Consider the following 25,489-nt stretch of genomic DNA (forward strand, 5'->3'; position numbering starts at 1 on the left):
CTTACTCTGATCACAATAGTCCTCGTGGATTAATTTTTTTTAACTATAATATTGTATTCTTCCGCCGGTAAAATTTCCAGCCGTGAAATTTCAAACAGTTGAAAAAAAGCAGATAAAAAGATAACATTAATATATGCGGAGGTGCCAATATGGTTACGATTAGTCTGTGCATGATAGTTAAGAATGAAGAAGCGTGCCTTGGAACATGCTTAAAGAGTCTTCAGGGCATAGTTGATGAGATGATCGTTGTTGATACCGGCTCTACTGACAGAACCAAGGAGATAGCCCGGGAAAACGGCGCTACTGTCTACGATTTTGAGTGGACAGGGGACTTCAGCGATGCCAGGAACTATTCATTTTCACTGGCAAAATGCGACTATATCTACGCCGCCGATGCGGATGAGGAACTGGACGAGGACAATCGCAAGAGATTCTTGAAGCTCAAAGGTGACATTGATGAGCTCAACATCGATATTGTCCAGATGTATTACTGCAATCAGCTTGCATTTAATACCGTCTACAACTATGACAGGGAACTTCGTCCCAAACTATTTAAGAGAATCCGTACCTTCAAGTGGGTCGATCCCATCCATGAGATGGTTTCACTGGATCCGGTAATCTGCAACAGTGATGTGGAGATCATTCACAGACCCAGGGAGAATCACGCAGGAAGAGATCTCGCCTCCTTCAGAAAAGCTATATCGGAGGGCAGAGCCATATCCAACAGGCTTCACGGAATGTACGCAAGGGAGCTGTTTCTTGCGGGTACCGATGATGATTTTATCAAGGCCAAAGAGTTTTTTGCCGCCTCCGTCAAGGACAATAACAGAAGCATAGATGAGGTCAAGCAGGCCTGCTGCGTTGTTGCCCATGCTGCTGTAATTGAGGATGACGCGGAGACACTTTTGAAGTATACTCTTAAGGATGCCATAACTGACATGAGCAGTGAGATGTGCTATGATCTCGGAGATTATTATTACAAAAAGAGAGATCTGGACGAAGCAGTTATCTGGTACTTTAATGCCGCCTATGAATGCACGAGCATTCTTGATATCAAGAAGAGCCGCGAACTTCCAAGGCTTGCACTGGCTAGGTGCTACAGAGAGCTTGGCAACGAGGAACAGGCCAGGGACTACGAGCGAGAGGCACAGCAGGTGGCGGACAATTATATTGAATAGCGTTTTGGAGTAATAATGCTGGATTTTTACAAAAACAAAAAAGTATTTATAACCGGTCATACCGGATTTAAGGGCGCCTGGCTTTGCAATATACTTGTGATGGCAGGCGCACAAGTTTATGGATATGCCTTGAAACCCCAGGAGAAAGAGAATCTCTTTGACATATCCAAAGTGGAGAAAAAGATCACGTCGCGAATCGGGGATATTCGTGATATGGATGCGCTTAAGAGCTTTTTTGATGAGGCGCAGCCCGAGATTGTGATACATCTTGCGGCTCAGCCCATTGTCAGGGAGAGCTACAGAAATCCCCGTTATACCTATGAGACCAATGTTATGGGCACAGTCAATATCTGCGAGTGCGTAAGAAACAGTAGCTGTGTCAGGTCTTTTCTTAATGTGACCACGGATAAGGTCTATCAGAACAACGAGTGGGAGTGGGGCTACAGAGAGGATGAGAAGCTGGACGGCTACGATCCCTATTCCAACAGCAAATCCTGCTCGGAGCTGGTGACACATTCTTATATCAATTCCTTTTTTAATGAGATGAATATCGCGGTATCAACTGCCAGAGCCGGTAATGTAATTGGCGGCGGAGATTTTGCTGCGGACAGGATAGTGCCTGACTGCGTTAGGGCAGTTAGGGATGGGCGCAGCCTCGTACTTCGTAACCCCTATTCCACAAGGCCTTTTCAGCATGTTCTTGAGGCGCTGTCAGCATACCTTCTTCTGTGCAAGGAGCAGTATACAGACAGGTCCAAGGCGGGATATTACAACGTCGGACCTGATGAAAGCGATGCCGTGACCGCAAGGAGACTGGCGGAGCTCTTTGGGGATAAGTGGGGTGAAGGATTTACTTTTGAGGAAAAAAGTGACGGAGGCCCCCATGAGGCCAACTACCTCAAACTGGATTGTTCCAAGATCAAGGTGAGGCTCGGATGGGCTCCTGTGTGGAACATCGATACCGCCATCGAGAAAACCGTGGAATGGACCAAGGCTTATTTTGACGGAAGTGCCAATGAGTGTCTGGAGAATCAGATACGTGAGTACTTTGGCTTAATATAATGATATGGGTGTCAAAAGTCAAAAATGCGTACATGCTTGCATGTTAAGCATTTTGACTTTATATAATTATTTGTATGTAAAGGATGAAATATGACAAGTTTTGACAGAGAGGCTGAGAAGGCCGCAAGAGAAGAGATTAAGAGACTTACCAAAGAGTATTATGAGAAGTTCTTGAAGACGGATAAAGAGGAGTTCTCGGAAGGGGACAGGATTCCCTATGCGGGACGCGTGTTTGACGAGAAAGAAGTTGTTAATCTGGTGGATTCTTCACTGGATTTCTGGCTCACAGCCGGAAGATATACAGATGAGTTTGAGGAGAAGTTTGCGAAGCTCCTTGGAGTTAAGTTCGCAAGCCTTGTAAACAGCGGATCCTCTGCCAACCTTATTGCATTCATGGCTCTTACAGCGCCGGAACTTAAGGAGAGGCAGATAAAGAGAGGGGATGAGGTAATTACAGTTGCCTGTGGATTCCCCACAACGGTAGCGCCCATACTTCAGTACGGGGCTGTGCCTGTATTCGTTGACGTGGCGCTTCCTTGCTACAACATCGATGTAACAAGACTGGAAGGAGCACTGTCAGATAAGACCAAGGCAGTCATGATAGCTCACACTCTGGGCAATCCCTTTAACCTCAGGGAAGTTAAGAAGTTCTGCACAGAGCATAATCTCTGGCTTGTGGAGGATAACTGCGACAGCCTGGGATCAGAGTACGAGATTGACGGGGAGACCAGATATACTGGAACCTGGGGAGATATCGGGACCTCCAGCTTCTATCCCCCTCATCACATCACCATGGGAGAGGGCGGCTGTGTATACACCGACAATCCTCTTCTTCACAGACTTGTCAGAAGCTTCAGGGACTGGGGAAGAGACTGCATCTGCCCTCCCGGCAAGGACAATTTCTGCGGCAGGAGATTTGACGGACACTTTGGTCAGCTCCCTGATGGCTATGATCACAAGTATGTATACAGCCACCTTGGTTACAACCTCAAGGCTACCGATATGCAGGCTGCAGTGGGCGTAGCTCAGCTGGATAAGCTTACTTCTTTTGCCGAGAGCAGAAGAAAGAACTGGAAGAGGCTTAGGGGTAATCTTGAATGTCTCTCAGATGTGCTTGTTCTTCCTGAGCCCGAGGAGGGTAGTAATCCTTCCTGGTTTGGCTTTATCCTGTGCGTGAAGGACGGTGCTGTAACGCCTGACGGACAGGCAATCACAAGAAATGCTATAACTGCTGCTCTTGAGAAGAACAATATTCAGACGAGACTTCTTTTTAGCGGAAATATCATTAAGCATCCTTGCTTTGATGAGTACAGGGATACCGATGCCTACAGGGTTAGCGGAAGTCTCGATACCACCGACAAGATCATGAGGGATGCTTTCTGGATCGGTGTTTATCCCGGACTTTCCGACAGGAAGATTGATTACATGTCAGAAGTCATAATAAAAGCCTGCGGAAAATAAAAATATTTTACGTTGGCGCTAAAGGTTTCAGCCTCTTTTGCCGAAAAAGAAATTGAGATACCAGGTTTTTTTCTCAAAATCAATGCAAAGGAGGCAGAATGATGTTAGACAAAAGACATGTTTACCTACGATTCATGGCTTTGTTTGTTGCTGCGCTTCTTGCTATTTCTCCTGTGACGGCGATGGCTTCTGAAAATGCGGAATTGGAAGAAGTCTATGGCGAAGGGATAGATGTTCAGGCTATATATGACAGTATAGACAGAGATAAGCTCAGAGCCACCATAGATGTGGAGGAACTCAAGGGTCTCATTGATGAGGAGGAGCTCCTTGCACAGATAGATGAGGACGAGCTTAGAGAGGAACTTGCCCGCAGGGAAGCGGAAGAAGCACAGCAAAAGGAAGAGAATCCTGAGGCAGATAATGGAGCTCAGTCAGGGGTGATCACCCTTGATGCGCCGGTGGAAGAGCTGCCGGAGGGAGTTGCCAAAGTAGAGTTTCCTGTTACTGATAATAAAGATGTATTTGATTTTATCATGGACCCCATGAAGCTGGTTTATCAGACAAGCGCAGCCAAGTACGGTGGGGGTAAGGTTGAAGAAAGTGCTACGGTTCTGTTTAAGAATTCAGACGGTGAGTATCTCTTTTCATCCACCAGTGATTTCCTTGCAATCAAGAATAAAGGCACGATTCCGGTTAAGGTTATCATTAAAGCGTCAATTATGAACGCAGACTCTTTTATAATGAACGGCAACAAGGAATTTGCAGACTCAGTCAATCCGGAACTGTATCTTGCACTTATAGACAATGATGGAAACGAAATTCCCGTAACTCCTGGCAAAGACGTTGTGCTTGAGTCGATATTGCAGGCACCTTCAAGGAAGGGCCCGACCTACGTCTGGAATGAAGAGTCCGGGCAGTATGAGGCTAAGGAGACCAGGGACGGGGAGGATTCTTATGAGGCATATTCCTTTGCGCTGACCGGTGCATGTAATGCAAACGGCAACTGGGGAAATACGACTTCAAGGCCTTCGATTGTGGTGTCCTGGAGCGCAATGGCTCTTGATGAGGATGAACTTCGGGAGGCTATGAAGCAAGCAAAGGAAAAAACTTCTGATGAAGCTACAGACGTAAGTTCTGCAGATGCTGATGAAATGACTTCCGGTGAAAGCAATTCTGATGAGGGCAATTCTGCTGAAGAAAATTCTGATGAGGATATTTCTGACGGAGAAACCATGGAGGTTCTGGAACTGACTGAAGATGAGGATAATCCCGAAAGTGATGATCCGGAGGAAGAGCCCAAGCGAAGACTCACACTTGAAGAGGACAAGCTGGAAAGGCTCCGCCGTGAGAAACTGGAAGAGCTCAAGGAGCAGAAACTTCAGGAACTCATAGAAGAAAGGCTTGAGGAGCTTGTAAGAGAAGAGTTTGAGAGGCTGTATCAGGAAGCTCTCGATGGAATAAACGCTGCACCTGAAAACAATGTGAATACGGAGACGGAAGGAACACCTGCCGATGAGGAGCAGCAAACGGAACTTGAAGAACTGATAATAGACGACAACGGCTGACAAGGACCGGTGCCCGGCATCGGTGAGATTTAAGAAACGAAATTGGAGCCTTGGCTGCTTACGAATTAGGACGGAGCAGCTAAGGCTTATTTAATAGACTGCGTAAGGAGCGGTGGTATGAAAAAAGTACTGGTGACAGGTGCCTTCGGATTTGCCGGGGCTAATCTTGTGGAACATATGTCGGGGGACAGCTATTTGGTTTTTGCCCTTGGCAGGGAGGGTTCTTCTCATAACAACAGATGTAAGGGGCTTAAGAATGTGGTTCCTGTTTACTGCGAGATGGAGAATTATGGCGACCTTCCCGGAATCCTTCGGGAAAAAGGGCGAGAGTTCCCGGACGCGGTGATCCACCTTGCCTGGGGCGGCGGACGGGATGATGAAGCAGCCCAGGAAGCCAATGTGAAGGCTTCTCTTGACCTCATGGAGGCAGCTCATGAAATGGGCGTGAAAAGATTTGTCGGAATAGGTTCTCAGGCAGAGTATGGGATAAAGGATGGAATTATTACAGAGGACCTTCCTCCCTCGCCCTTCAGCGCCTATGGAAGGTGCAAAGTTAAGGCTTACGAGCTTCTTGGTCAAAAAGCCCGTGAATATAATATGGAATTTATCTGGGGCAGGATATTCAGTCTCATCGGCAAATATGAGCCTTCCGGAAGAATGTTTCCGGATCTTGTTTCAAGACTCAAAAAGGGCGAGGGAATGATACTTAGTTCCTGCGAACAGTATTGGGATTATTTGGACGCAGGAGACGCTGCAGAGGCGATTTTGGCTCTTTTAGAGAGGGGACTGGACCAAAATATCTATAACATAGCAAACGGCGATTACAGGCCTTTAAAAGAGTTTACCGAAAGGACTGCAAAAGTTCTTTTGGCTGACCATGAACTTATAACTTACGGAGACAGGCCAAAGCCCTTCGTATCCCTTAAGCCCTCCGTGGACAAGATTTATAGGGATACAGGCTGGAGAGCATCGATCTCCTTTGAGGAGACGATCAAAAATATGATATAATTTAGTTAATAATCATTCGGGAGCACATAGATGTTCGATAAGCTTAAGGATCTGATAGCCGGGGGCGACATGGAGGAGGCCCTGTATGAGCTGCAGGAAGAATATGTGCATATTGAAGATCTGACCCCTGTGGATGCAGCATCTTTGTGTGTGCTTGAAGCCAGTATCTGGGAACAGCTTGGCGACGGCAATGCGGAGCTTGGCGCCATTGAAAAGGGGTTTAATCATAATGGAAGAAACTATGAGCTCTTTTACATGCTTGGAGTCTATTATCGCAACATAAATATTAACAAAGCCTATCTGTGTTTTGAGATGGCGGCTCATTACTGCGATAACGAGGAAGACAGGCAGGTGATTCTTGCGCAGCTTAAGGATGTAGAGGCCGATACGGCGCTGAGAGTCAGAAATGTGAGTATTATGGTGCTTTCCTATAACGATCTTGAGATCATGAAGGAATGCATATCTGCAATAGAAAGGTACCAGCCCGAGGGAAGCTATGAGATAGTGGTTGTGGACAACGCATCTCAGGAAGAGGGCGTTTATGAGTACCTTCGCGGCAAAGAAGAGGAAAGCAGCGGACATTTCAAGCTGGCTCTTCTGGACAAAAACCTGGGCTTTGCCGCCGGCTGTAATTTCGGGGCTTCCATGGCAGAGGAAGGCAACGATATATTCTTTTTGAACAATGATGCTGTGGTGACTCCTAATGCCATCTTCTGGCTGCGGATGGGCTTGTATGAGGACAGAAACGTGGGCGCCGTAGGGGCTGTTTCCAACTCAGCTCAGGGACAGGACATGGGGCCTTCCTTTTTCGAGAAGGCAGCAGGCACCGCGCTTGAAGATAACTGGCATAAGAGCCTTGAACTTGGCAGGAGTCTTGATATTTTTGAGAGGACAGCAATGTCCAATGTACGGCTGGCCGTTAATTCGCTGGTCAGGAGATACAAGCTGATAGGCTTTGCAGTCCTTGTTTCCGGGGATGCCATCAGGGCGGCCTGTCCCGATAACAAGGTCTTTGACGAAAGATTCTATCCCGGATATTTCGAGGACGATGATCTGGGCATACGTTTAGCGCTGGCAGGCTTTGATCAGTATCTTTGCACAAATGCCTTCGTGTACCATAACGGCGGCGGTGGCTTTGCGGGGCACAGCGATGCCATGGAGGTTAACAGGGAGAGGTTCCGGGAGAAATGGGGCTTTGATGCCTGGAGCTATGTCAGCTACTGGGAGGAGGTAATTCCTCCTGTTACGGATTACTATTTTGATAAAAAAAGGCCCTTGAGAATACTTGATCTTGAGTGCGGCCTTGGAGCCACGGCCTCGAGAATTAAACAGATCCTGCCGGATTCCTTTGTTGCAGGTGTGTGCCTTAATTCTTTTGCGGCGGCGATCGCGGGGCATATGGCCGATGAGGTGACCTGGGGAGATCCCAATCTCTGTGAACTTCCCTGGAAAGACAGATCTTTTGACGTGGTCATTGCCTCCAAGGAAAGGGTCTGTCTTACAAGAGTGCAGCAGTTTATTGTGAGCGGTGGAATATATATTAACGAAGAAGGGGTGAAGCTTTTATGAAATGTCCCAATTGCGGTGGTATTCTAAAAACAAATATGAACTTTTGCCCTTTTTGCGGTAAAAAAGTCTTCGAGGACAGCAAAGAGTTCCTTATCAAGATCAGCTGTCAGGGCCACAGAGATGATGATAAGAGCGTGATGAAGGTGTTTGTGGATGATGAGAAGCTCTATGAAGTAAGGCCCGGCGAGGTTATCTGTTTTTCCGCCAAGGCCGGTTACCACACGCTTAAGTTCAGACATAAGATTAGGACCAAACTGATTCAGATCCAGCTCCTTAGTAACTATGTTATCAAGGTCAACTACAATTCCCTTACAAGTCTTATTGAGACCAGCGTAAGCGGCATTGACGATATGACGGACCCAGACAATCAGGCTGAATTTGAGGACATCTTTATCAGTGAGCCGGTGCTTACCTCAGACAATAAAAAGTGGGAAATTTCGAATATCGACAAGGATGGTCCGGACTACGAGATCAAGGCCAGCAGCGGGTTCAAGGAAGGGACTTTAAGCCTTTTTGCGGAGCGCTGCGAGTTTAAATGCGAAGCGGACTTCAAGGTTGATATAACCGAGTACAAGAATGTGCTGAAAATCAGCAGAAAAATGGGCTCTATAGACTTTGAATGTGCGGGAAAAATACATAAAGTTTATAGTATTCCGAAAGATAGCTACAATGAGGTTATGGCATATTTGACCAATCATCTGGAAGCTATAAATGCCGATGAATAGCGGCTTTACGCCATATAACAAACAGTACTGCGGTACTGTTTGTTTTTTCGTTAATTAGTACGAGAATTTTCGAAGTAAATTAATTCACGATATATCGGTATTAACGTTAAAAAGTCTTTTATTTTAACAATGAATTGTGAAAAAAGTGTGAACACTTTCGCAAATTCTTGTGCACAAACGCACTTTCGTTAAAATGCCAAAAATCACTTGTTAATCTTGATAAAATTTTAGTTGAAAATTCCCCTAAAAAGTGAATGACGAAAAACCGTCTATGTGGTAGACTATTCAATGCAAAAAGAAAGATTTCACAAGATTTTGAAGTACGTAGGAGGAAAGAGTCATGACAAAAGCAGAGATTTTAAAGAAGGAAATCTTACAGCAGTATAAGAGTGTCAGACAGTTTGCAATAGATATGTCTATTCCATACAGCACACTTGTAACAGCTTTAGATAGGGGGATCGAGGGAATGGCTTACGGAACAGTTATTAAAATGTGCGATCGTTTAAATCTGAATCCGGTTGATTTTTCAACACTTGAGCAGGGCACAGACCTTGGCAAGAAGATCGTTGAGAATCGTGTTATGCAGCAGTATGTTAAGCTTAACAAAGCCGGACGCAAGAAGATCCTTGACATGATGGGAGACTTCTCTCAGCTTGACAAGTATCAGGCAGACTGATAACCGGTCAACATAAAAGTATTAAAATCTTTGCGGATTTGTTATAATAGCAACCGCAAAGATTTTTTTTGCATTATTTTATATGTATTGGAAAGGAAATACTGATATGCACTATGATTATCTGATAGTTGGGGCAGGACTCTTCGGTGCTGTTTTTGCAAGAGAAATGACGGATCTTGGAAAAAAGGTTCTTGTGATAGATAAGAGAGATCACATAGCCGGCAATATTTACACAGAAAGCCGCATGGGCATCAATGTCCATAAGTACGGAGCACATATTTTTCACACTTCCGACAAGGAGGTCTGGGAGTATGCCTGCAGATTCGCTGAGTTTAACAACTACATCAATTCACCTGTGGCTGTATACAAGGATGAATTGTACAACCTTCCTTTTAACATGAACACCTTCAGCAAGATGTGGGGCATCAAGACTCCCGCGCAGGCCAGGGCAATTATCGAGAAGCAGGCAGAAGCTGAGAAGGACAGAATCCGTAAGGAAAAGGGAACTGAAGCCTTTGAGGCTGAGAACCTTGAGGAACAGGCTCTTAGTCTCGCAGGAAGGGATATATACGAGAAACTGGTAAAAGGATATACCGAGAAGCAGTGGGGCAGAGATTGCAAGCAGCTTCCTGCTTTTATCATAAGACGTCTTCCCATGAGATTTATCTACGACAATAACTATTTCAACGACAGATATCAGGGAATTCCCATGGGTGGCTATACAGGGATGGTTAATAAGATGCTTGACGGAATTACAGTTAAGACCGGTGTCGATTACTATGATTTCGTTAAGATGGAAGGAAATGTCCCTGCAGAACCTTTTGAATCTGTGGCAGGTGACAGCTTCGGCAAGATTCTTTTCACCGGAATGATAGATGAGTTCTTTGGCTACAAGCTGGGAACACTGGAATACAGATCCTTGAGATTTGAGACTGAGGACCTTGAGGATGTGGACAACTATCAGGGTAATGCGGTTGTGAATTATACAGAAAGAGAAGTTCCCTACACAAGAATTATCGAGCACAAGCATTTTGAGTATGGACAGGGCAAGGGAACCATAATCACAAGGGAATACCCTGCTGAGTGGAAGCATGGTGATGAGCCTTACTATCCAATGAACGATGATAAAAATAATGAACTCTATGCCAAGTACAAAGAGCTGGCCGAGGAGTTTGGTAATGTCCTGTTCGGAGGAAGACTTGGACAGTACAAGTACTACAATATGGATCAGGTGATAAGAGCTGCACTTGATATGGTCGCAGCAGAGAAATAATTGTTTAATAGAAGAGAACGAAAAGAACCGGCGCAATTTGGCATGCGCCGGTTCTTTTGCCGCGTAGCGGCATATATTATTTCAAGTCACGATGCTGCAGCAAAGTGACCGAAGCCGAAATGACGTAGAAAAAACTTCTTTAACAGTAGTTGTTGAACATCATTCCGGAATACTCGCTGGTAATGTACGGTGAAGAAGTATCTCTGCTGTCGGGGTTGCGATAGTTGACAACAGGTCTGTCCACATATTTCATGGGATCTATGGATATCTCTTTGGTCTTCTCTATAAGGGCATCCGAGAAATTATTGATGGGTGCCAGTGCTTCCTTGCTTCCGGGTCCCGATATGGCCTGGGACAGAAGCTCGTCATCTATAGAAAGTGTTCCGTCGGATTCAAGCTTGATACCGATATCTTCTATGCCCGACATGTGCTGGATCGCAAGCCCTACGGTGTCGGATTTGAGTTTGTCACTCTTGAATTTCTCTACATGGGCTCCTGAAGCCTCTTTTACGAAATCATTGTAATTATCCACAAGGGAATGTATGTGTTTCTTGAGAGCTTCATTATCGTTCTGCACACCTACGTGAATAGTACTTCCGAATTCGGTGGTGTCCTTGAGCTGGAGTTCGAATTTGCCGCCGACGGTAAACTTGTTGGAGATGGAAATCTTTTCCTCTCCGTTAAGTGAAAAGTGTGCGTTGGTGGCGGGAGCGGATACCTGATCAAGTCCCAGGTAGGAAACGGCTCCTTTTTGGAGATCCGGGTTATTCTCAAAGATCTCGAACTGGCTCGTTTCGCCGGAGCGAAGACCTGTCTTGGTGGAAGAGATCTGCAGTGCTGAACGTCCGCCTTCTTCTATAATATTGGCGCTGAGTCCTATGCCGGCTTTGTTAATGAGTTTTTCAAGCTTGTCCTGAATATCTATGTTCCTGTCACCGTTGTAGATGCTGAACTGGAACTCGAAATCCTGTTGGCCGATCCTTACGTCAAAAGCGTAGTTGCCGGCGGGAAGTCCCGTTGAATCCTTGGGAAGATATCTTCCTGTATTGGTCTGAGGTGTGGCCAGTTGCGTGACGTTGATGTCGAAGCCGATATTTCCGACATCCTCTTCGGGAGTCTTACCTATATAAGAAGCAAGAACTTTATCTTCGTCGCTGGTATATGCAGACGAGTGATTAAGAGAAGACTTGCCGGTCTGGTTGTTCAAACCGATAATGCTTCCCTGGAGCTGTCTTGCTCGCTCTTTTATATCTATAGCCTCGTTGCGAGACTTATCGTCATCCGTTAAAAGATATAGAGGGGACTTCTTGTTGAGTCTTGCTATTGATTTGTATACATCACGCAGCTCATCCTTACGATGTGCGTCTGCCTGTGTAACATCCTTGGATACGTAATCCTGTATGAAATGGTTATAAGCGCCATTTAGAGAAATGCCTGCCATAATATGCCCCTCCTTTCTTCCTTGATAACATGCGAGTTGGATCTTCTGCCATTCCATTGGCATCAGTCGCACGAGGGCATTAGTAGCCACGTTTAGTTACTTTCATATTAACAGTTTTTGGTCAAATGTCAAGCGGTATTATCATATAAAAATGGCGTTCTTTCATTATATTATTAAGATATGATGTATTTTTTCCAATATATGGTATATAATTAATGTGGGTAATACAAAATGTGTTTTGCTATAGTGTTACGCTTTATAAAAATATAATAATTGAAAAAAAGAATTGACGAGCTCGCTCCGCTGTGTTATAGTAGACAAGCGACATGAAATTTAGGTCTTTTTTTTATGCAAAAAAATAATTGAAATGTGGCGCGAAATGTATAAACTGTAGAAAACGCGCGGAGGTGAGAAATAATGCGTACAAGAATTACACTGGCATGCACAGATTGCAAGAACCGTAACTATGACACAACTAAGGATAAGAAGACACATCCCGATCGTGTTGAGATGAAGAAGTATTGCCCTTTCTGCAAGAAGCATACATTACATAAGGAAACAAAATAATCATCCTTAAAAGAGGAGGGAGGCTACGGGTATGGAAGAAACCAAGGTAGTAGATAACAGTTCCGCAACTTCTAAGAAAGAAACTTCTGCCAAGAAGTCAGGCAAGAAAGGTAATGACACTGTATTTTCCAAGATCGGTGATTTCTTTACCGGCGTTAAGGCAGAGTTTGGGAAGATCATATGGCCAACAAGGGATGACATTGTTAAGCAGACAACAGCAGTTGTTGTTGTGTCTATTATTTGCTGCGCCTTGATTGCTGTACTGGACATAGCGTTTGAATATGGAATGAATTTCATCACATCCCTATTCTAATTTAAAAGGAGATAATATGTCAGAAGAAATGGAAAAAGATCTGGTATCTGATGAGAACTTATCAGATGCAGACACTTCTGCAGAGAATGTAGCTGATACCGAGAATGCCGGCGCCAGCGCTAATGAGAATGCTCATTGGTACGTTGTTCATACATATTCCGGTTATGAGAATAAGGTTAAGGACAATCTTGAGAAGACAATTGAAAACAGACATCTCGAGAATCAGATCCTTGAAGTTCGTATTCCTCTTCAGGATGTTGTTGAGGTTAAGAACGGCGCTCATAAGAAGGTACAGAGAAAGATGTTTCCCGGTTATGTCCTTGTTAACATGGACATGAATGATGAAACCTGGTATGTTGTCCGCAATACTCGTGGCGTTACCGGCTTCGTAGGACCCGGAAGCAAGCCCGTTCCGCTGACAGATGCTGAGATCAAGCCTCTTGGCATCAAGACTGACACTGTTTCCGTTAACTTTGGTGTGGGCGACGAGATCGCTGTTATCGCCGGAGTTTGGAAGGATACAGCAGGTGTTGTTCAGAGAATGGACTTTGGTAAGCAGACAGCTACCATCAATGTTGATCTGTTCGGCAGAGAGACACCGGTTGAGATCAGCTTCGCTGAAGTTAGAAAGATTGATTCATAAATAATAAGTTTTGATATTCCTGCACGAGAGTGCGTGAATATATAGCAGCTTAGGCTGCACGTAACCGCTGAGTGGGAGCAAACCAGCCGGCCACATTATGGCTGGTGATGGTATTGCGCCGACCACATATTTTCAGGAGGTGCCATAATGGCAAAGAAAGTCGAAGGATACATTAAGTTACAGATCCAGGCTGGTAAAGCAACACCAGCACCACCGGTTGGACCCGCACTTGGTCAGCACGGTGTAAACATCGTTGAATTCACTAAGCAGTTCAACGCTCAGACAGCAGATAAGGGTGATCTCATCATCCCTGTTGTTATCACAGTTTATGCAGACAGAAGTTTCACATTCATCACAAAGACTCCACCTGCAGCAGTTCTTCTTAAGAAGGCAGCTAAGATCCAGAAGGGATCAGGCGTACCTAACAAGACTAAGGTTGCAACCGTTTCTAAGGAAGATATCAGAAAGATTGCAGAGACAAAGATGCCTGACCTTAACGCTGTTGACATCGAGGGTGCTATGAGCATGATCGCTGGTACAGCACGCAGCATGGGAATCGTAGTAGAAGACTGACGGAGGATGAGAGATGAAACACGGAAAGAAATACTTAGAAGCTGCTAAGCTTATCGATAAGACTCAGCAGTATGAAGCCGCAGATGCAATAGCTCTTGTTAAGAAGTCAGCTACTGCAAAATTTGATGAGACTGTAGAAGTTCATATTAGAACCGGTTGTGACGGACGTCACGCTGATCAGCAGATCAGAGGCGCTGTTGTTCTTCCTAACGGAACAGGTAAGACCGTTAAGGTTCTTGTTTTCGCTAAGGGAACAAAGCTTGATGAGGCTCAGGCAGCCGGAGCTGACCACGTTGGTGGCGAGGAGCTTATTCCTAAGATCCAGAACGAGGGATGGCTTGACTTTGACGTAGTAGTAGCTACACCTGATATGATGGGTGTTGTTGGACGTCTTGGTAAGGTACTTGGTCCTAAGGGACTTATGCCTAACCCTAAGGCCGGCACAGTTACTATGGATGTTACAAAGGCTATTAACGATATCAAGGCTGGTAAGATTGAGTACAGACTTGACAAGGCTAACATCATCCACGTTCCTGTTGGCAAGGCATCATTCTCAGAGGAGCAGCTTGAGCAGAACTTCAACGCTCTTATGGATGCTATTACAAAGGCTAGACCTTCATCAGTTAAGGGGCAGTACCTCAAGAGCATTACTCTTGCAACAACAATGGGCCCTGGCGTAAAGGTTGTTTCAAACAAGTATTAATTTGCATTAAACTTTCAAAGCGAGTCGCTTTTGCGGCTCGCTTTTCTTTATGTGCGGTTGACTTGACCGTCCCCTACTCGATTGATAAAATGTACCCTATGGGGAAACGAGATTATCTGGATGATTACAGAAAAAACAATAGAGACGATTATGAAGAAAGAATCCGTCGCCGGAATCCTGCTGTCATAGCATTTGTGCTTACCTTAAGCACAATCCTGGTTGTGGGAATACCTTCTATTATTGCACTCAGTAATATCAAGACCGGTAAAGTTAAAGAGGAAAAGCCTCTTTTTGCAAATTGGGAACTGATACCTGAAGCTACTGTGGCTGAGAATATCGTAGTGGACGAGAGTCAGACCAGAAGCGGAATAACAATTTCCGAGGGAGATGAGGATTATACACATATTATAGGTACAGCCTCTGATGATGCAGTAACACTTGGGTTTGCGGGAGATATTCTTTTTGATGATAATTATGCCGCAGGCAATTCCTTCAAACTCCGGGGGAATTCTCCCTACGGGGTAATAGGAGACAGCCTTCTTGAACAGATGAAGGGTGTCGATATAATGATGGTTAATAACGAATTCCCATATTCCGACAGAGGAGAACCCAAGGAGGGAAAGGCGTATACCTTTCGTGCCAGACCTGAGACAGCATCTATTCTCGGTGAGATGGGAGTTGACATTGTCGGCTTTGCCAATAACCACTGTTTTGATTATGGAGAGACAGCTTTTCTGGATTCACTTACTACGATCAAAAATGCGGGAGTGGAATATGTCGGTGCCGGAGCCAATCTGGAAGAGGCATCCCACCCTGTCTACTATATAACAGATAACGGCATGAAGCTTGCATTTATCTGCGCGACACAGATTGAGAGAATATCCAATCCTGATACGAGAGGCGCCACGGATACTTCACCCGGTGTATTCAGATGCATGGACGATACACTTCTTCTTGAGAAAGTAAGCGAAGCCAGAGAAAAAGGCGCTTTTGTCATAGTATTTATTCACTGGGGAACAGAGAGTACCACCGAGATAGATCAGTATCAGACCAGGCAGGCAAGAGAGATAGTTGAAGCCGGAGCCAATATGATAGTCGGTGCACATCCCCATGTTTTGCAGAAGATAGAATTTATTGACGGAGTTCCTGTGTTTTACAGTTTGGGAAATTATATCTTTAATTCCAAGACTCAGGATACCTGTCTTATACTTACTACGATACATAAGGATGGCGCTGTTAATATTCGTTTTGTGCCTGCGATTCAGAGTGACTGCCGCGTCAATGAAGCGACCGGATCTGAGTACATGCGGATAATTAATGAAATGAATCAAATGTCACCCGGAATAAAAATTGACGGAAATGGGTATATTACCTCTTGACACTTAAGAGATAATATGATAAATTATCAGATGTTGTCGAATAAACTATATGACAACAAGCCGAAGACAGCAGGTGTTCATCACTGATGAACATAATGACATCTGAGTAACACAGTCGCCTGCCGAGGAAAAGTTTAATTCAGACTTTTTGCCTCACGATGTCTTCGTGAGGTTTTTTTTCGGCGGTAAATTCTATAAGGAGGTAAAAAGATGGCAAAGGTTGAATTGAAGAAGCCTGTAGTAGAAGAGATTTCTGAGAAGATTAAAGACGCACAGGCAGTCGTACTTGTAGATCACCGCGGACTTACAGTAGCACAGGACACTGAGCTTCGTAAGAAACTTCGTGAAGAAGGCGTATCATATAAGGTTTACAAGAATACGATGATGAACTTCGCATTCCAGGGAACAGATTTCGAGCAGATGAAAGATCTCCTCAACGGACCCAGTGCAATGGCTGTTTCTACAACAGATCCCGCTGCACCTGCACGTGTTCTTTATGAGTTTGCAAAGAAGGCTAAGGCTCTCGAGATTAAGGGTGGTGTTATAGAAGGTAAGTTCTATGACGCAGACGCTATGACTGAGATCGCTACAATCCCTTCAAAGGAAGTTCTTCTTTCCAGATTGCTTGGTTCTATGCAGTCACCTATCACCAACTTCGCTCGTGTTCTTAATCAGATCGCAGAGAAGGATGGCGAGGCAGCTCCTGCCGCAGAGGAAGCACCTGCTGAGACAGCAGAGGCACCTGCTACAGAAGAGGCTCCTGCAGAAGCACCTGCAGCTGAGTAATTTATTTACTGATTATCTATTAAAAACAAATTCAATTATACTAAATGGAGGTATATTATAATGGCAAAGTTAACAACAGCAGAATTTATCGATGCTATCAAAGAGCTTACAGTGCTCGAGTTAAATGATCTTGTAAAGGCTTGTGAGGAAGAGTTCGGCGTATCTGCAGCAGCAGGCGTTGTAGTAGCAGCAGCTCCCGGCGCAGCAGCAGCTGGCGAGGAGAAGACTGAGTTCAACGTAGAGCTCACAGAGGTTGGCCCTAACAAGGTTAAGGTTATCAAGGTTGTTCGTGAGATCACAGGTCTTGGACTTAAGGAAGCAAAGGATCTCGTAGACAACGCTCCTAAGATGATCAAGGAGAACGCTTCTAAGGCTGAGGCTGATGACATCAAGGCTAAGGTTGAGGCTGAGGGCGCTAAGGTTACTCTTAAGTAATTGATATACGTGTCAAAAGAAAAAGGCTTATCGCATGCTTGCATGTGATAGGCCTTTTATTTTTGGCCGTAACATATATGAGGAAGTAGTGCAATAGCACGGATTCCGAATATATGTAGAATTGCGAGAGCGCTTTTTGCGAAGCAATTCGTATATCAATTACATGTAGTGGGCATCACAATTGCTTGCAATTCCGAGTCGATTGTCTTTATATAAAAAATCCAAAAAACTTCTTGACATACCAAAAATTTGATGATAGGATATAGGGTGCACTATTGTGGTGTAGTGGGTTCTTTTGCGCCCTTTTTTGCGCATACCCAAAATTACCAACGATTCTTCACTGCAGTTGCCGCTTTTTACTTGTTTTGCGGACCTTGCAGTAGAATACAAAATATTAAGAACGGGGTGAATGTCAATGGAAAAAAACAGATTACATCCTACCGGCTCTGGTAAAAACATTCGAATGAGTTTCCAGCGCCAGAAGGAAGTCCTGGAGATGCCGAACCTGATTGAAGTTCAGAAGAACTCTTATCAGTGGTTTCTTGACGAAGGCTTAAAAGAAGTCTTCGACGATATTTCTCCAATTGAGGACTACAGCGGCAAACTCAGTCTGGACTTCGTTGATTTCAAGCTTTGCGAAGATGAGATCGACAAGAACAAGAACACGATTGAGAAATGTAAAGAAAGAGATGCTACATTTGCTGCGCCTTTGAAAGTTAAGGTTCGTCTTCATAATAAGGAGAAGGACGAGATCACTGAGCATGAAATTTTCATGGGTGATCTTCCTCTCATGACTGCAACAGGAACCTTCGTAATCAACGGTGCTGAGCGTGTTATTGTCAGCCAGTTGGTTCGTTCACCCGGTATCTATTACGATATTACATACGATAAGATCGGTAAGGAGCTTATGGCATGTACCGTTATACCTAACAGAGGTGCATGGCTTGAGTACGAGACAGATCCTAACGATGTATTCTATGCCCGAGTTGATAGAACAAGAAAGGTTCCCGTAACCGTTCTTATCAGAGCACTCGGCATTGGTACCAATGAGGAGATTCTTGAACTCTTCGGCGACGAGCCCAAGATTCAGGGAAGCTTCTCCAAGGATTCTTCTACCGATTATCAGAGCGGACTTCTTGAACTTTACAGAAAGATCCGTCCCGGAGAGCCTCTTAGTGTTGAGAGTGCAGAGAGCCTTATCAACGCTATGTTCTTCGACCCCAGAAGATATGACCTTGCCAAGGTTGGAAGATATAAATTTAATAAGAAGCTTCATTTCAAGAACCGTATCAACGGACATGTTCTTGCTGAGGACGTTGTTGATGAGACAACAGGCGAGATGATCGCATCAGCCGGAACTAAGGTGGACCGCGCTCTTGCAACAGAGATTCAGAATGCGGCTATTCCTTATGTTCTTATTCAGGGTGAGGAGAGAAACATCAAGGTTCTTTCCAACATGATGGTAGATATCACCAGCTTCATCGAGTGTGATCCTGCTGAGCTCGGAATCAATGAGAACGTATATTATCCTGTTCTTAAGGAGATCCTTGACGAGTACACTGCCAAGAACGATCCTGAGGGACTTGCTGATACAATCAAGAAGCGTGTTCATGAGCTTATTCCTAAGCACATTACCAAAGAGGATATCATCGCATCCATCAACTACAATATTCATCTTGAGTATGGTATCGGTAACGATGATGATATCGACCACTTAGGAAACAGACGTATCCGTTGCGTGGGCGAACTTCTTCAGAACCAGTATCGTATCGGTCTTTCAAGACTTGAGAGAGTTGTTCGTGAGAGAATGACAACCCATGATACAGAGGAGGTTTCTCCTCAGGCTCTTATCAACATCAAGCCTGTACAGGCTGCTGTTAAGGAGTTCTTCGGATCTTCACAGCTGTCACAGTTCATGGATCAGAACAACCCTCTTGGTGAGCTTACTCATAAGAGACGTCTTTCGGCTCTTGGTCCCGGTGGTCTTTCAAGAGACAGAGCCGGATTCGAGGTTCGAGACGTTCACTATACTCACTATGGACGTATGTGCCCTATCGAGACTCCCGAAGGTCCTAACATCGGACTTATCAACTCACTTGCAAGTTATGCAAGGGTTAACGACTATGGCTTCGTAGAGGCTCCTTATCGTAAGGTAGACCAGTCAGATCCTGAGAATCCAAGGGTTACTGACGAGGTTGAGTACCTTACAGCGGATGAAGAGGATAATTACCATGTAGCTCAGGCTAATACTCCTCTTGATGAGAACGGATACTTCAAGAAGAAGACTGTATCAGGCCGTTTCAAGGATGAGACATCAGCTTATCCTAAGACAGCTTTTGAATATATGGACGTATCTCCGAGAATGGTATTCTCAGTTGCTACAGCACTTATCCCGTTCCTTGAGAACGACGATGCTAACCGTGCGCTGATGGGTTCAAACATGCAGCGTCAGGCTGTGCCGCTTCTTACAACAGAAGCTCCTGCAGTAGGAACAGGTATGGAGAGAAAAGCTGCTGTTGACTCAGGTGTCTGCGTAGTTGCAAGAAAAGCAGGAACCATCGATTTCGTTGACAGTAAGCTCATCCAGATGACATATGATGATGGAGAGAAGGAAGAATTCCACCTGATCAAGTTCCAGAGATCCAACCAGAGTAACTGCTACAACCAGAGACCTATCGTATTCAAGGGTGATCACGTTGAGGCAGGACAGGTTATCGCAGATGGTCCTTCAACATCACAGGGAGAACTTGGTCTTGGTAAGAACCCTCTTATCGGTTTCATGACCTGGGAAGGTTACAACTACGAGGACGCTGTTCTTCTTTCAGAGAGACTTGTACGTGACGATGTTTATACATCTGTTCATATTGAGGAATACGAGGCAGAGGCTCGTGAGACCAAGCTTGGACCTGAAGAGATTACTCGTGACGTTCCCGGTGTTGGTGATGATGCCCTTAAGGACCTTGACGATCGCGGAATCATCCGTATCGGTGCAGAGGTTCGTGCCGGTGATATTCTTGTAGGTAAGGTTACACCTAAGGGTGAGACCGAGCTTACTGCTGAGGAGAGACTCCTTAGAGCAATCTTCGGTGAGAAGGCTAGAGAGGTTCGTGATACATCTCTTAAGGTTCCTCACGGAGAGTATGGTATCGTTGTTGATGCCAAAGTATTCACAAGAGACAACGGAGATGAGCTTTCACCCGGAGTTAACCAGGCTGTTCGTATCTACATCGCACAGAAGAGAAAGATTTCTGTAGGTGATAAGATGGCCGGCCGTCACGGTAACAAGGGTGTCGTTTCAAGAGTACTTCCTATCGAAGATATGCCTTATCTTCCTAACGGCAGACCTCTTGATATCGTGCTTAATCCTCTGGGCGTACCTTCCCGTATGAATATCGGACAGGTCCTGGAGATTCACCTTTCTCTTGCAGCAAAGGCACTTGGATTTAACATCGCTACACCTATTTTCGACGGTGCTAACGAGATTGACATTCAGGATACTCTTGAACTCGCTAACGACTATGTAAATTCTACATGGGATGAGTTCGAGGCTAAATATAAGGATCTTGTAGATCCCGATATCATGCAGTATCTGTATGATAACAGAGACCACAGAGAGCTTTGGAAGGGCGTTCCGATCAAGTCAGACGGAAAGGTTCAGCTTCGCGACGGTAGAACCGGTCAGAAGTTTGATTCACCTACAACCATTGGTCACATGCATTACCTCAAGCTGCACCATCTGGTTGATGATAAGATCCATGCACGTTCAACCGGCCCTTACTCACTGGTTACACAGCAGCCTCTTGGAGGTAAGGCACAGTTCGGTGGACAGCGTTTCGGAGAAATGGAAGTTTGGGCGCTGGAAGCTTACGGTGCTGCTTATACACTTCAGGAAATCCTTACAGTTAAGTCTGATGACGTTGTAGGACGTGTTAAGACATATGAAGCAATCATCAAGGGTGACAACATCCCTGAACCCGGTGTACCTGAGTCATTCAAGGTTCTCTTGAAGGAGCTTCAGTCACTTGGTCTTGATATCAAGGTGCTTCGTGAGGACAACACAGAAGTAGAGATTATGGAAAGCGTTGATTATACAGATTCTGATTATCGCTTCGAGATCGAGGGTGATACATCAGGACGTGATTACAGTCAGGAGTCATTCGGAGCTAACGGATATACAGAGCAGCACTTCGACGAGAGCGGCGAGCTTGTATCCGATGAAGAAGCAGCTGATGATTTCGGTTCAGATGATTCATTTGAAGACGATTTCGGTTCAGATGAAGAGTAATTATTGTAACTATTAACGCACAGAAAAGAGGTTACGAATGTCTGATTCAACTATGAATAAAGCAATAAATGAAGCTTCAAGCGGAAGATCTACTCAGCAGCAGACTTATCAGCCCATGACTTTTGACTCCATCAAGATCGGCCTTGCTTCTCCTGAGAAGATCAGAAGCTGGGCTCACAGAATTGATAATGATCCACACAGTGGAGAGGTTACTAAGCCTGAGACAATCAACTACAGAACACTTAAGCCTGAGAGAGACGGTCTGTTCTGCGAGAAGATATTTGGACCTACCAAGGACTGGGAATGTCACTGTGGTAAGTATAAGAAGATTAGATATAAGGGTGTTGTCTGCGACCGTTGCGGCGTAGAGATCACCAAGTCAAGTGTACGTCGTGAGAGAATGGGATACATCGAGCTTGCTGCTCCTGTATCACATATCTGGTACTTCAAGGGAATTCCCAGCAGAATGGGTCTTATCCTTGACCTCTCTCCCCGTGTACTTGAGAAGGTTCTTTACTTTGCATCATACATCGTACTTGATCCCGGAGAGACCAACCTTGAGTACAAGCAGGTTCTTTCTGAGAAAGAGTATCAGGATGCAAGAGAAGAGTGGGGCGGAAGATTCCGCGCCGGAATGGGAGCTGAGTCTATCAAAGAGCTCCTTCATGATATCGACCTTGAAGCTGAGTACAAGGAGTTAAAAGAAGGTCTTGATACCTCCAGCGGACAGAAAAGAGCAAGAATCATCAAGAGACTCGAAGTTGTAGAAGCCTTCAGAGAGTCAGGAAACCTTCCTGAATGGATGATCATGGATTGCATCCCGGTTATTCCTCCGGATCTTCGTCCTATGGTACAGCTTGACGGTGGACGTTTTGCTACATCAGATCTTAACGATCTTTACAGAAGAATTATCAACAGAAACAACCGACTTAAGAGACTTATCGATCTCGGTGCGCCGGACATCATCGTTCGCAATGAGAAGAGAATGCTCCAGGAGGCTGTTGATGCCCTTATCGATAACGGCAGAAGAGGAAGACCTGTAACAGGACCCGGTAACAGAGCACTTAAGTCACTTTCAGACATGCTCAAGGGTAAGTCAGGACGTTTCCGTCAGAACCTTCTTGGTAAGCGTGTAGACTACTCAGGACGTTCAGTTATCGTCGTAGGACCTGAACTTAAGATTTATCAGTGCGGCCTTCCTAAGGAAATGGCTATTGAGCTGTTCAAGCCTTTTGTTATGAAAGAGCTTGTTTCCAGAGGAATCTCACAGAATATCAAGAATGCCAAGAAGCTCGTTGAGAGACTTGACGAGCAGGTATGGGACGTACTTGAAGATGTTATCAAGGAGCATCCTGTTATGCTTAACCGTGCTCCCACACTTCACAGACTTGGTATTCAGGCATTTGAGCCCATCCTTGTAGAAGGTAAAGCTATTAAGCTTCATCCTCTTGTATGTACACCTTTCAACGCCGACTTCGACGGTGACCAGATGGCTGTACACCTTCCTCTGTCAGTAGAGGCACAGGCTGAGTGCAGATTCCTTATGCTTGCACCCAACAACCTGCTTAAGCCTTCAGACGGTGGTCCGGTTAACGTTCCTACACAGGATATGGTACTTGGTATCTACTATCTTACACAGGAGAGACCCGGAGCCCTTGGAGAGGGCAAGTTCTTCAAGAGTGTTGACGAGGCAATTCTTGCTTATGAGAACGGCTACCTCACACTCCAGACAAGAATCAAGATCAGAATGGACAGAACAACTCCCGATGGAGAGATTGTTAACGGTATCGTAGAGTCCACTCTCGGAAGATTCCTCTTTAATGAGATCATCCCTCAGGATCTTGGATTTGTAGACAGAAGCAACCCTGAGAACTACTTCAAGCTTGAGGTAGACTTCATGGTTGGTAAGAAGCAGCTTAAGAATATCGTAACTGCTATGATAAATACCCACGGAACATTTGCTACAGCAGAAGTTCTGGATATGATCAAATCAACAGGTTATCACTACTCAACACGTGCTGCCATGACCGTTTCTATCGCAGACATGACCGTGCCTAAGCAGAAGCAGGAAATGCTCGACGAAGCACAGGCAACAGTTGATAGAATCGCAGCTAACTACCGTCGTGGTCTTATTACCGACGAAGAGCGTTATCGTGCGGTTGTTGATACCTGGATGGAGACAGATAAACAGCTTACAGAAGAACTGCTTAAGGGACTTGATAAGTACAACAATATCTACATGATGGCTGACTCCGGTGCCCGTGGTAGTAACCAGCAGATCAAGCAGCTGGCCGGTATGCGTGGACTTATGGCCGACACAACCGGACGTACCATCGAGCTTCCTATCAAGTCAAACTTCCGTGAAGGTCTTGACGTACTGGAGTACTTCATGTCAGCTCACGGAGCTCGTAAGGGTCTGTCAGATACAGCTCTTCGTACTGCCGACTCAGGATACCTTACACGTCGAATGGTAGACGTATCACAGGAACTTATCATCCGTGACATCGACTGCTGTGCAGACAAGGAAGTTATCCCCGGAATGACCGTTAAGGCATTCATGGACGGCAAGGAAACAATCGAGCCTTTGAAGGACAGAATTACAGGAAGATATTCCTGCGAGACTATCAAGGATAAAGATGGAAATGTGATCGTTAAGAAGAACCACATGATCACACCTTCACGTGCTGCTAAGATCCTTTCAGTTGGTGTTAACGCAAAGGGTCAGCCTGTTGAAGCTGTTAAGATCCGTACAATACTTACCTGCCGTTCACACAACGGTATCTGCGCTAAGTGCTACGGTGCAAACATGGCAACAGGTGAGGCTGTTCAGGTCGGCGAGGCAGTTGGTATCATCGCTGCTCAGTCAATCGGTGAGCCCGGAACACAGCTTACAATGAGAACCTTCCATACCGGTGGTGTTGCCGGTGGCGATATCACACAGGGTCTTCCCCGTGTAGAGGAGCTTTTCGAGGCAAGAAAGCCTAAGGGACTTGCCATCATCTCCGAGCTTGATGGAAAGGTTGAGATCAGAGATACAAAGAAGAAACGTGAAGTAATCGTTACCAACGATGAGACCGGAGAGTCTAAGGCATACCTTATTCCTTACGGATCACGTATCAAGGTTCAGGACGGCGTAACAATTGAAGCCGGTGATGAACTTACAGAAGGTTCAGTTAACCCTCATGATCTTCTTAAGATCAAGGGAATCAGAGCCGTTCAGGACTATCTCCTTAGAGAGGTTCAGAGAGTATATCGTCTGCAGGGTGTTGATATCTGCGATAAGCATATCGAAGTTATCGTTCGTCAGATGCTTAAGAAAGTAAGAATCGACGAGAGCGGCGATACAGATTTCCTTCCCGGAACTCTTGTAGATGTTCTTGATTTCGAGGACAGCAACGAAGAACTTATCTCTGACGGCAAGAAGCCCGCTGAAGGCAAGCAGGTAATCCTTGGTATCACCAAGGCAGCCCTTGCTACCAACTCATTCCTTTCAGCTGCTTCCTTCCAGGAGACAACCAAGGTTCTTACAGATGCAGCTATCAAGGGTAAGGTTGATCCACTTATCGGTCTTAAGGAAAACGTTATTATCGGTAAGCTGATTCCTGCCGGAACAGGTATGAAGAGATACAGAAACACAGCTCTTAATACCGACGCTAACTTCAAGGATCCTGATAAGCTTATTCTCAAGAAGAGAAGAAACTTCGATGATGATTTCATCAGTGAGGACGAGGACATCGATCTTGTTGATGATGAAGTAGTTGTTACCGACGACGAGGAATAATTATTCTTCGCATGATTTGGGTACATATTAATGAAAAATTTAGTTGACAACCCAAATGATAGTATT

The 25,489-nt window shown here is 45.2% G+C and carries 20 protein-coding genes and 1 other annotated feature; of the genes, 19 read left to right on the forward strand and 1 reads right to left on the reverse strand.

The features are described 5' to 3' along the window. Positions 1 to 149: 149 nt before the first annotated feature. The 9 genes from NXH67_RS06035 to glf all read left to right on the forward strand — a co-directional run bounded on the left by NXH67_RS06035 (position 150) and on the right by glf (position 10,517). Positions 150 to 1,178 (forward strand): glycosyltransferase, encoded by a 1,029-nt coding sequence (locus NXH67_RS06035; protein ID WP_022778048.1) that lies wholly within the window; start codon positions 150 to 152, stop codon positions 1,176 to 1,178. A 15-nt stretch (positions 1,179 to 1,193) separates the two neighbouring features. Next, positions 1,194 to 2,240 carry a CDP-glucose 4,6-dehydratase gene (gene rfbG / locus NXH67_RS06040; RefSeq protein WP_272796782.1) on the forward strand — a complete coding sequence of 349 codons (1,047 nt, stop codon included), beginning with the start codon at positions 1,194 to 1,196 and terminating at the stop codon, positions 2,238 to 2,240. Between the two features lie 90 nt (positions 2,241 to 2,330). Next, positions 2,331 to 3,701, forward strand: a complete 1,371-nt coding sequence (gene rfbH, locus NXH67_RS06045; RefSeq protein WP_022778050.1) for a lipopolysaccharide biosynthesis protein RfbH — start codon at positions 2,331 to 2,333, stop codon at positions 3,699 to 3,701. 98 nt (positions 3,702 to 3,799) lie between these two features. Beyond that, positions 3,800 to 5,266 (forward strand): hypothetical protein, encoded by a 1,467-nt coding sequence (locus NXH67_RS06050; protein WP_272796783.1) that lies wholly within the window; start codon positions 3,800 to 3,802, stop codon positions 5,264 to 5,266. A 117-nt stretch (positions 5,267 to 5,383) separates the two neighbouring features. Then, on the forward strand, positions 5,384 to 6,274 hold the full coding sequence (locus tag NXH67_RS06055) for an NAD-dependent epimerase/dehydratase family protein (protein WP_272796784.1): 891 nt from the start codon (positions 5,384 to 5,386) through the stop codon (positions 6,272 to 6,274). A gap of 30 nt (positions 6,275 to 6,304) precedes the next feature. Further along, on the forward strand, positions 6,305 to 7,843 hold the full coding sequence (locus NXH67_RS06060) for a glycosyltransferase (protein WP_272796785.1): 1,539 nt from the start codon (positions 6,305 to 6,307) through the stop codon (positions 7,841 to 7,843). Next, positions 7,840 to 8,568 carry a zinc ribbon domain-containing protein gene (locus NXH67_RS06065; protein ID WP_022778054.1) on the forward strand — a complete coding sequence of 243 codons (729 nt, stop codon included), beginning with the start codon at positions 7,840 to 7,842 and terminating at the stop codon, positions 8,566 to 8,568. Before NXH67_RS06060 ends, NXH67_RS06065 begins: the two co-directional genes overlap by 4 nt. A gap of 340 nt (positions 8,569 to 8,908) precedes the next feature. Beyond that, on the forward strand, positions 8,909 to 9,244 hold the full coding sequence (locus tag NXH67_RS06070) for a hypothetical protein (protein WP_022778055.1): 336 nt from the start codon (positions 8,909 to 8,911) through the stop codon (positions 9,242 to 9,244). A gap of 106 nt (positions 9,245 to 9,350) precedes the next feature. Then, a complete protein-coding gene (gene glf, locus NXH67_RS06075) occupies positions 9,351 to 10,517 on the forward strand; it encodes a UDP-galactopyranose mutase (RefSeq protein WP_272796812.1) in 1,167 nt (388 codons plus the stop codon). Between the two features lie 139 nt (positions 10,518 to 10,656). Here the strand turns inward: glf and fliD are convergent, their stop codons facing one another. Continuing rightward, a complete protein-coding gene (gene fliD / locus NXH67_RS06080; RefSeq protein WP_272796786.1) occupies positions 10,657 to 11,958 on the reverse strand; it encodes a flagellar filament capping protein FliD in 1,302 nt (433 codons plus the stop codon). A gap of 417 nt (positions 11,959 to 12,375) precedes the next feature. Here fliD and rpmG point away from each other — a divergent pair, with 417 nt between their 5' ends. The 10 genes from rpmG (at position 12,376) to rpoC (ending at position 25,423) form a co-directional block, all read left to right on the forward strand. Continuing rightward, complete coding sequence (gene rpmG / locus NXH67_RS06085) at positions 12,376 to 12,525, forward strand: 50S ribosomal protein L33 (protein ID WP_013281689.1); 150 nt, start codon at positions 12,376 to 12,378, stop codon at positions 12,523 to 12,525. A gap of 31 nt (positions 12,526 to 12,556) precedes the next feature. After that, positions 12,557 to 12,838 (forward strand): preprotein translocase subunit SecE, encoded by a 282-nt coding sequence (gene secE / locus NXH67_RS18295; protein ID WP_022778058.1) that lies wholly within the window; start codon positions 12,557 to 12,559, stop codon positions 12,836 to 12,838. Between the two features lie 16 nt (positions 12,839 to 12,854). Next, complete coding sequence (gene nusG, locus NXH67_RS06095) at positions 12,855 to 13,481, forward strand: transcription termination/antitermination protein NusG (protein ID WP_022778059.1); 627 nt, start codon at positions 12,855 to 12,857, stop codon at positions 13,479 to 13,481. 147 nt (positions 13,482 to 13,628) lie between these two features. After that, positions 13,629 to 14,054 carry a 50S ribosomal protein L11 gene (gene rplK / locus NXH67_RS06100; protein WP_022778060.1) on the forward strand — a complete coding sequence of 142 codons (426 nt, stop codon included), beginning with the start codon at positions 13,629 to 13,631 and terminating at the stop codon, positions 14,052 to 14,054. Between the two features lie 13 nt (positions 14,055 to 14,067). Further along, positions 14,068 to 14,757: a 50S ribosomal protein L1 gene (gene rplA / locus NXH67_RS06105; protein WP_022778061.1), complete on the forward strand. Its 690-nt coding sequence runs from the start codon at positions 14,068 to 14,070 to the stop codon at positions 14,755 to 14,757. A 98-nt stretch (positions 14,758 to 14,855) separates the two neighbouring features. Next, on the forward strand, positions 14,856 to 16,136 hold the full coding sequence (locus NXH67_RS06110; protein ID WP_272796787.1) for a CapA family protein: 1,281 nt from the start codon (positions 14,856 to 14,858) through the stop codon (positions 16,134 to 16,136). A gap of 42 nt (positions 16,137 to 16,178) precedes the next feature. Further along, positions 16,179 to 16,323, forward strand: a sequence feature (ribosomal protein L10 leader region). Positions 16,324 to 16,346: 23 nt separating this feature from the next. Continuing rightward, positions 16,347 to 16,922, forward strand: a complete 576-nt coding sequence (gene rplJ, locus NXH67_RS06115) for a 50S ribosomal protein L10 (protein WP_022778063.1) — start codon at positions 16,347 to 16,349, stop codon at positions 16,920 to 16,922. 60 nt (positions 16,923 to 16,982) lie between these two features. Continuing rightward, positions 16,983 to 17,357, forward strand: coding sequence for a 50S ribosomal protein L7/L12 (gene rplL, locus NXH67_RS06120; protein WP_022778064.1), 375 nt, complete (start codon positions 16,983 to 16,985; stop codon positions 17,355 to 17,357). Between the two features lie 415 nt (positions 17,358 to 17,772). Continuing rightward, on the forward strand, positions 17,773 to 21,642 hold the full coding sequence (rpoB, locus tag NXH67_RS06125) for a DNA-directed RNA polymerase subunit beta (protein WP_272796788.1): 3,870 nt from the start codon (positions 17,773 to 17,775) through the stop codon (positions 21,640 to 21,642). A 52-nt stretch (positions 21,643 to 21,694) separates the two neighbouring features. Further along, on the forward strand, positions 21,695 to 25,423 hold the full coding sequence (gene rpoC / locus NXH67_RS06130) for a DNA-directed RNA polymerase subunit beta' (protein WP_272796789.1): 3,729 nt from the start codon (positions 21,695 to 21,697) through the stop codon (positions 25,421 to 25,423). The last annotated feature ends 66 nt before the right edge of the window (positions 25,424 to 25,489 follow it).

This window comes from Butyrivibrio sp. DSM 10294, assembly GCF_028539135.1.
Taxonomy (GTDB): domain Bacteria; phylum Bacillota; class Clostridia; order Lachnospirales; family Lachnospiraceae; genus Butyrivibrio.

What these genes read in the sequence shown, in the direction of transcription:
- rplA (WP_022778061.1), top strand. Translation starts at nt 14,068, where the DNA reads ATGAAACACGGAAAGAAATACTTAGAAGCTGCTAAGCTTATCGATAAG.
- glf (WP_272796812.1), top strand. Translation starts at nt 9,351, where the DNA reads ATGCACTATGATTATCTGATAGTTGGGGCAGGACTCTTCGGTGCTGTT.
- rfbG (WP_272796782.1), top strand. Translation starts at nt 1,194, where the DNA reads ATGCTGGATTTTTACAAAAACAAAAAAGTATTTATAACCGGTCATACC.
- secE (WP_022778058.1), top strand. Translation starts at nt 12,557, where the DNA reads ATGGAAGAAACCAAGGTAGTAGATAACAGTTCCGCAACTTCTAAGAAA.
- rplJ (WP_022778063.1), top strand. Translation starts at nt 16,347, where the DNA reads ATGGCAAAGGTTGAATTGAAGAAGCCTGTAGTAGAAGAGATTTCTGAG.
- NXH67_RS06050 (WP_272796783.1), top strand. Translation starts at nt 3,800, where the DNA reads ATGATGTTAGACAAAAGACATGTTTACCTACGATTCATGGCTTTGTTT.
- NXH67_RS06055 (WP_272796784.1), top strand. Translation starts at nt 5,384, where the DNA reads ATGAAAAAAGTACTGGTGACAGGTGCCTTCGGATTTGCCGGGGCTAAT.
- NXH67_RS06070 (WP_022778055.1), top strand. Translation starts at nt 8,909, where the DNA reads ATGACAAAAGCAGAGATTTTAAAGAAGGAAATCTTACAGCAGTATAAG.
- rpoB (WP_272796788.1), top strand. Translation starts at nt 17,773, where the DNA reads ATGGAAAAAAACAGATTACATCCTACCGGCTCTGGTAAAAACATTCGA.
- NXH67_RS06110 (WP_272796787.1), top strand. Translation starts at nt 14,856, where the DNA reads ATGGGGAAACGAGATTATCTGGATGATTACAGAAAAAACAATAGAGAC.
- nusG (WP_022778059.1), top strand. Translation starts at nt 12,855, where the DNA reads ATGTCAGAAGAAATGGAAAAAGATCTGGTATCTGATGAGAACTTATCA.
- NXH67_RS06060 (WP_272796785.1), top strand. Translation starts at nt 6,305, where the DNA reads ATGTTCGATAAGCTTAAGGATCTGATAGCCGGGGGCGACATGGAGGAG.
- NXH67_RS06035 (WP_022778048.1), top strand. Translation starts at nt 150, where the DNA reads ATGGTTACGATTAGTCTGTGCATGATAGTTAAGAATGAAGAAGCGTGC.
- fliD (WP_272796786.1), bottom strand. Translation starts at nt 11,958, where the DNA reads ATGGCAGGCATTTCTCTAAATGGCGCTTATAACCATTTCATACAGGAT.
- rplK (WP_022778060.1), top strand. Translation starts at nt 13,629, where the DNA reads ATGGCAAAGAAAGTCGAAGGATACATTAAGTTACAGATCCAGGCTGGT.
- rfbH (WP_022778050.1), top strand. Translation starts at nt 2,331, where the DNA reads ATGACAAGTTTTGACAGAGAGGCTGAGAAGGCCGCAAGAGAAGAGATT.
- NXH67_RS06065 (WP_022778054.1), top strand. Translation starts at nt 7,840, where the DNA reads ATGAAATGTCCCAATTGCGGTGGTATTCTAAAAACAAATATGAACTTT.
- rpmG (WP_013281689.1), top strand. Translation starts at nt 12,376, where the DNA reads ATGCGTACAAGAATTACACTGGCATGCACAGATTGCAAGAACCGTAAC.
- rpoC (WP_272796789.1), top strand. Translation starts at nt 21,695, where the DNA reads ATGAATAAAGCAATAAATGAAGCTTCAAGCGGAAGATCTACTCAGCAG.
- rplL (WP_022778064.1), top strand. Translation starts at nt 16,983, where the DNA reads ATGGCAAAGTTAACAACAGCAGAATTTATCGATGCTATCAAAGAGCTT.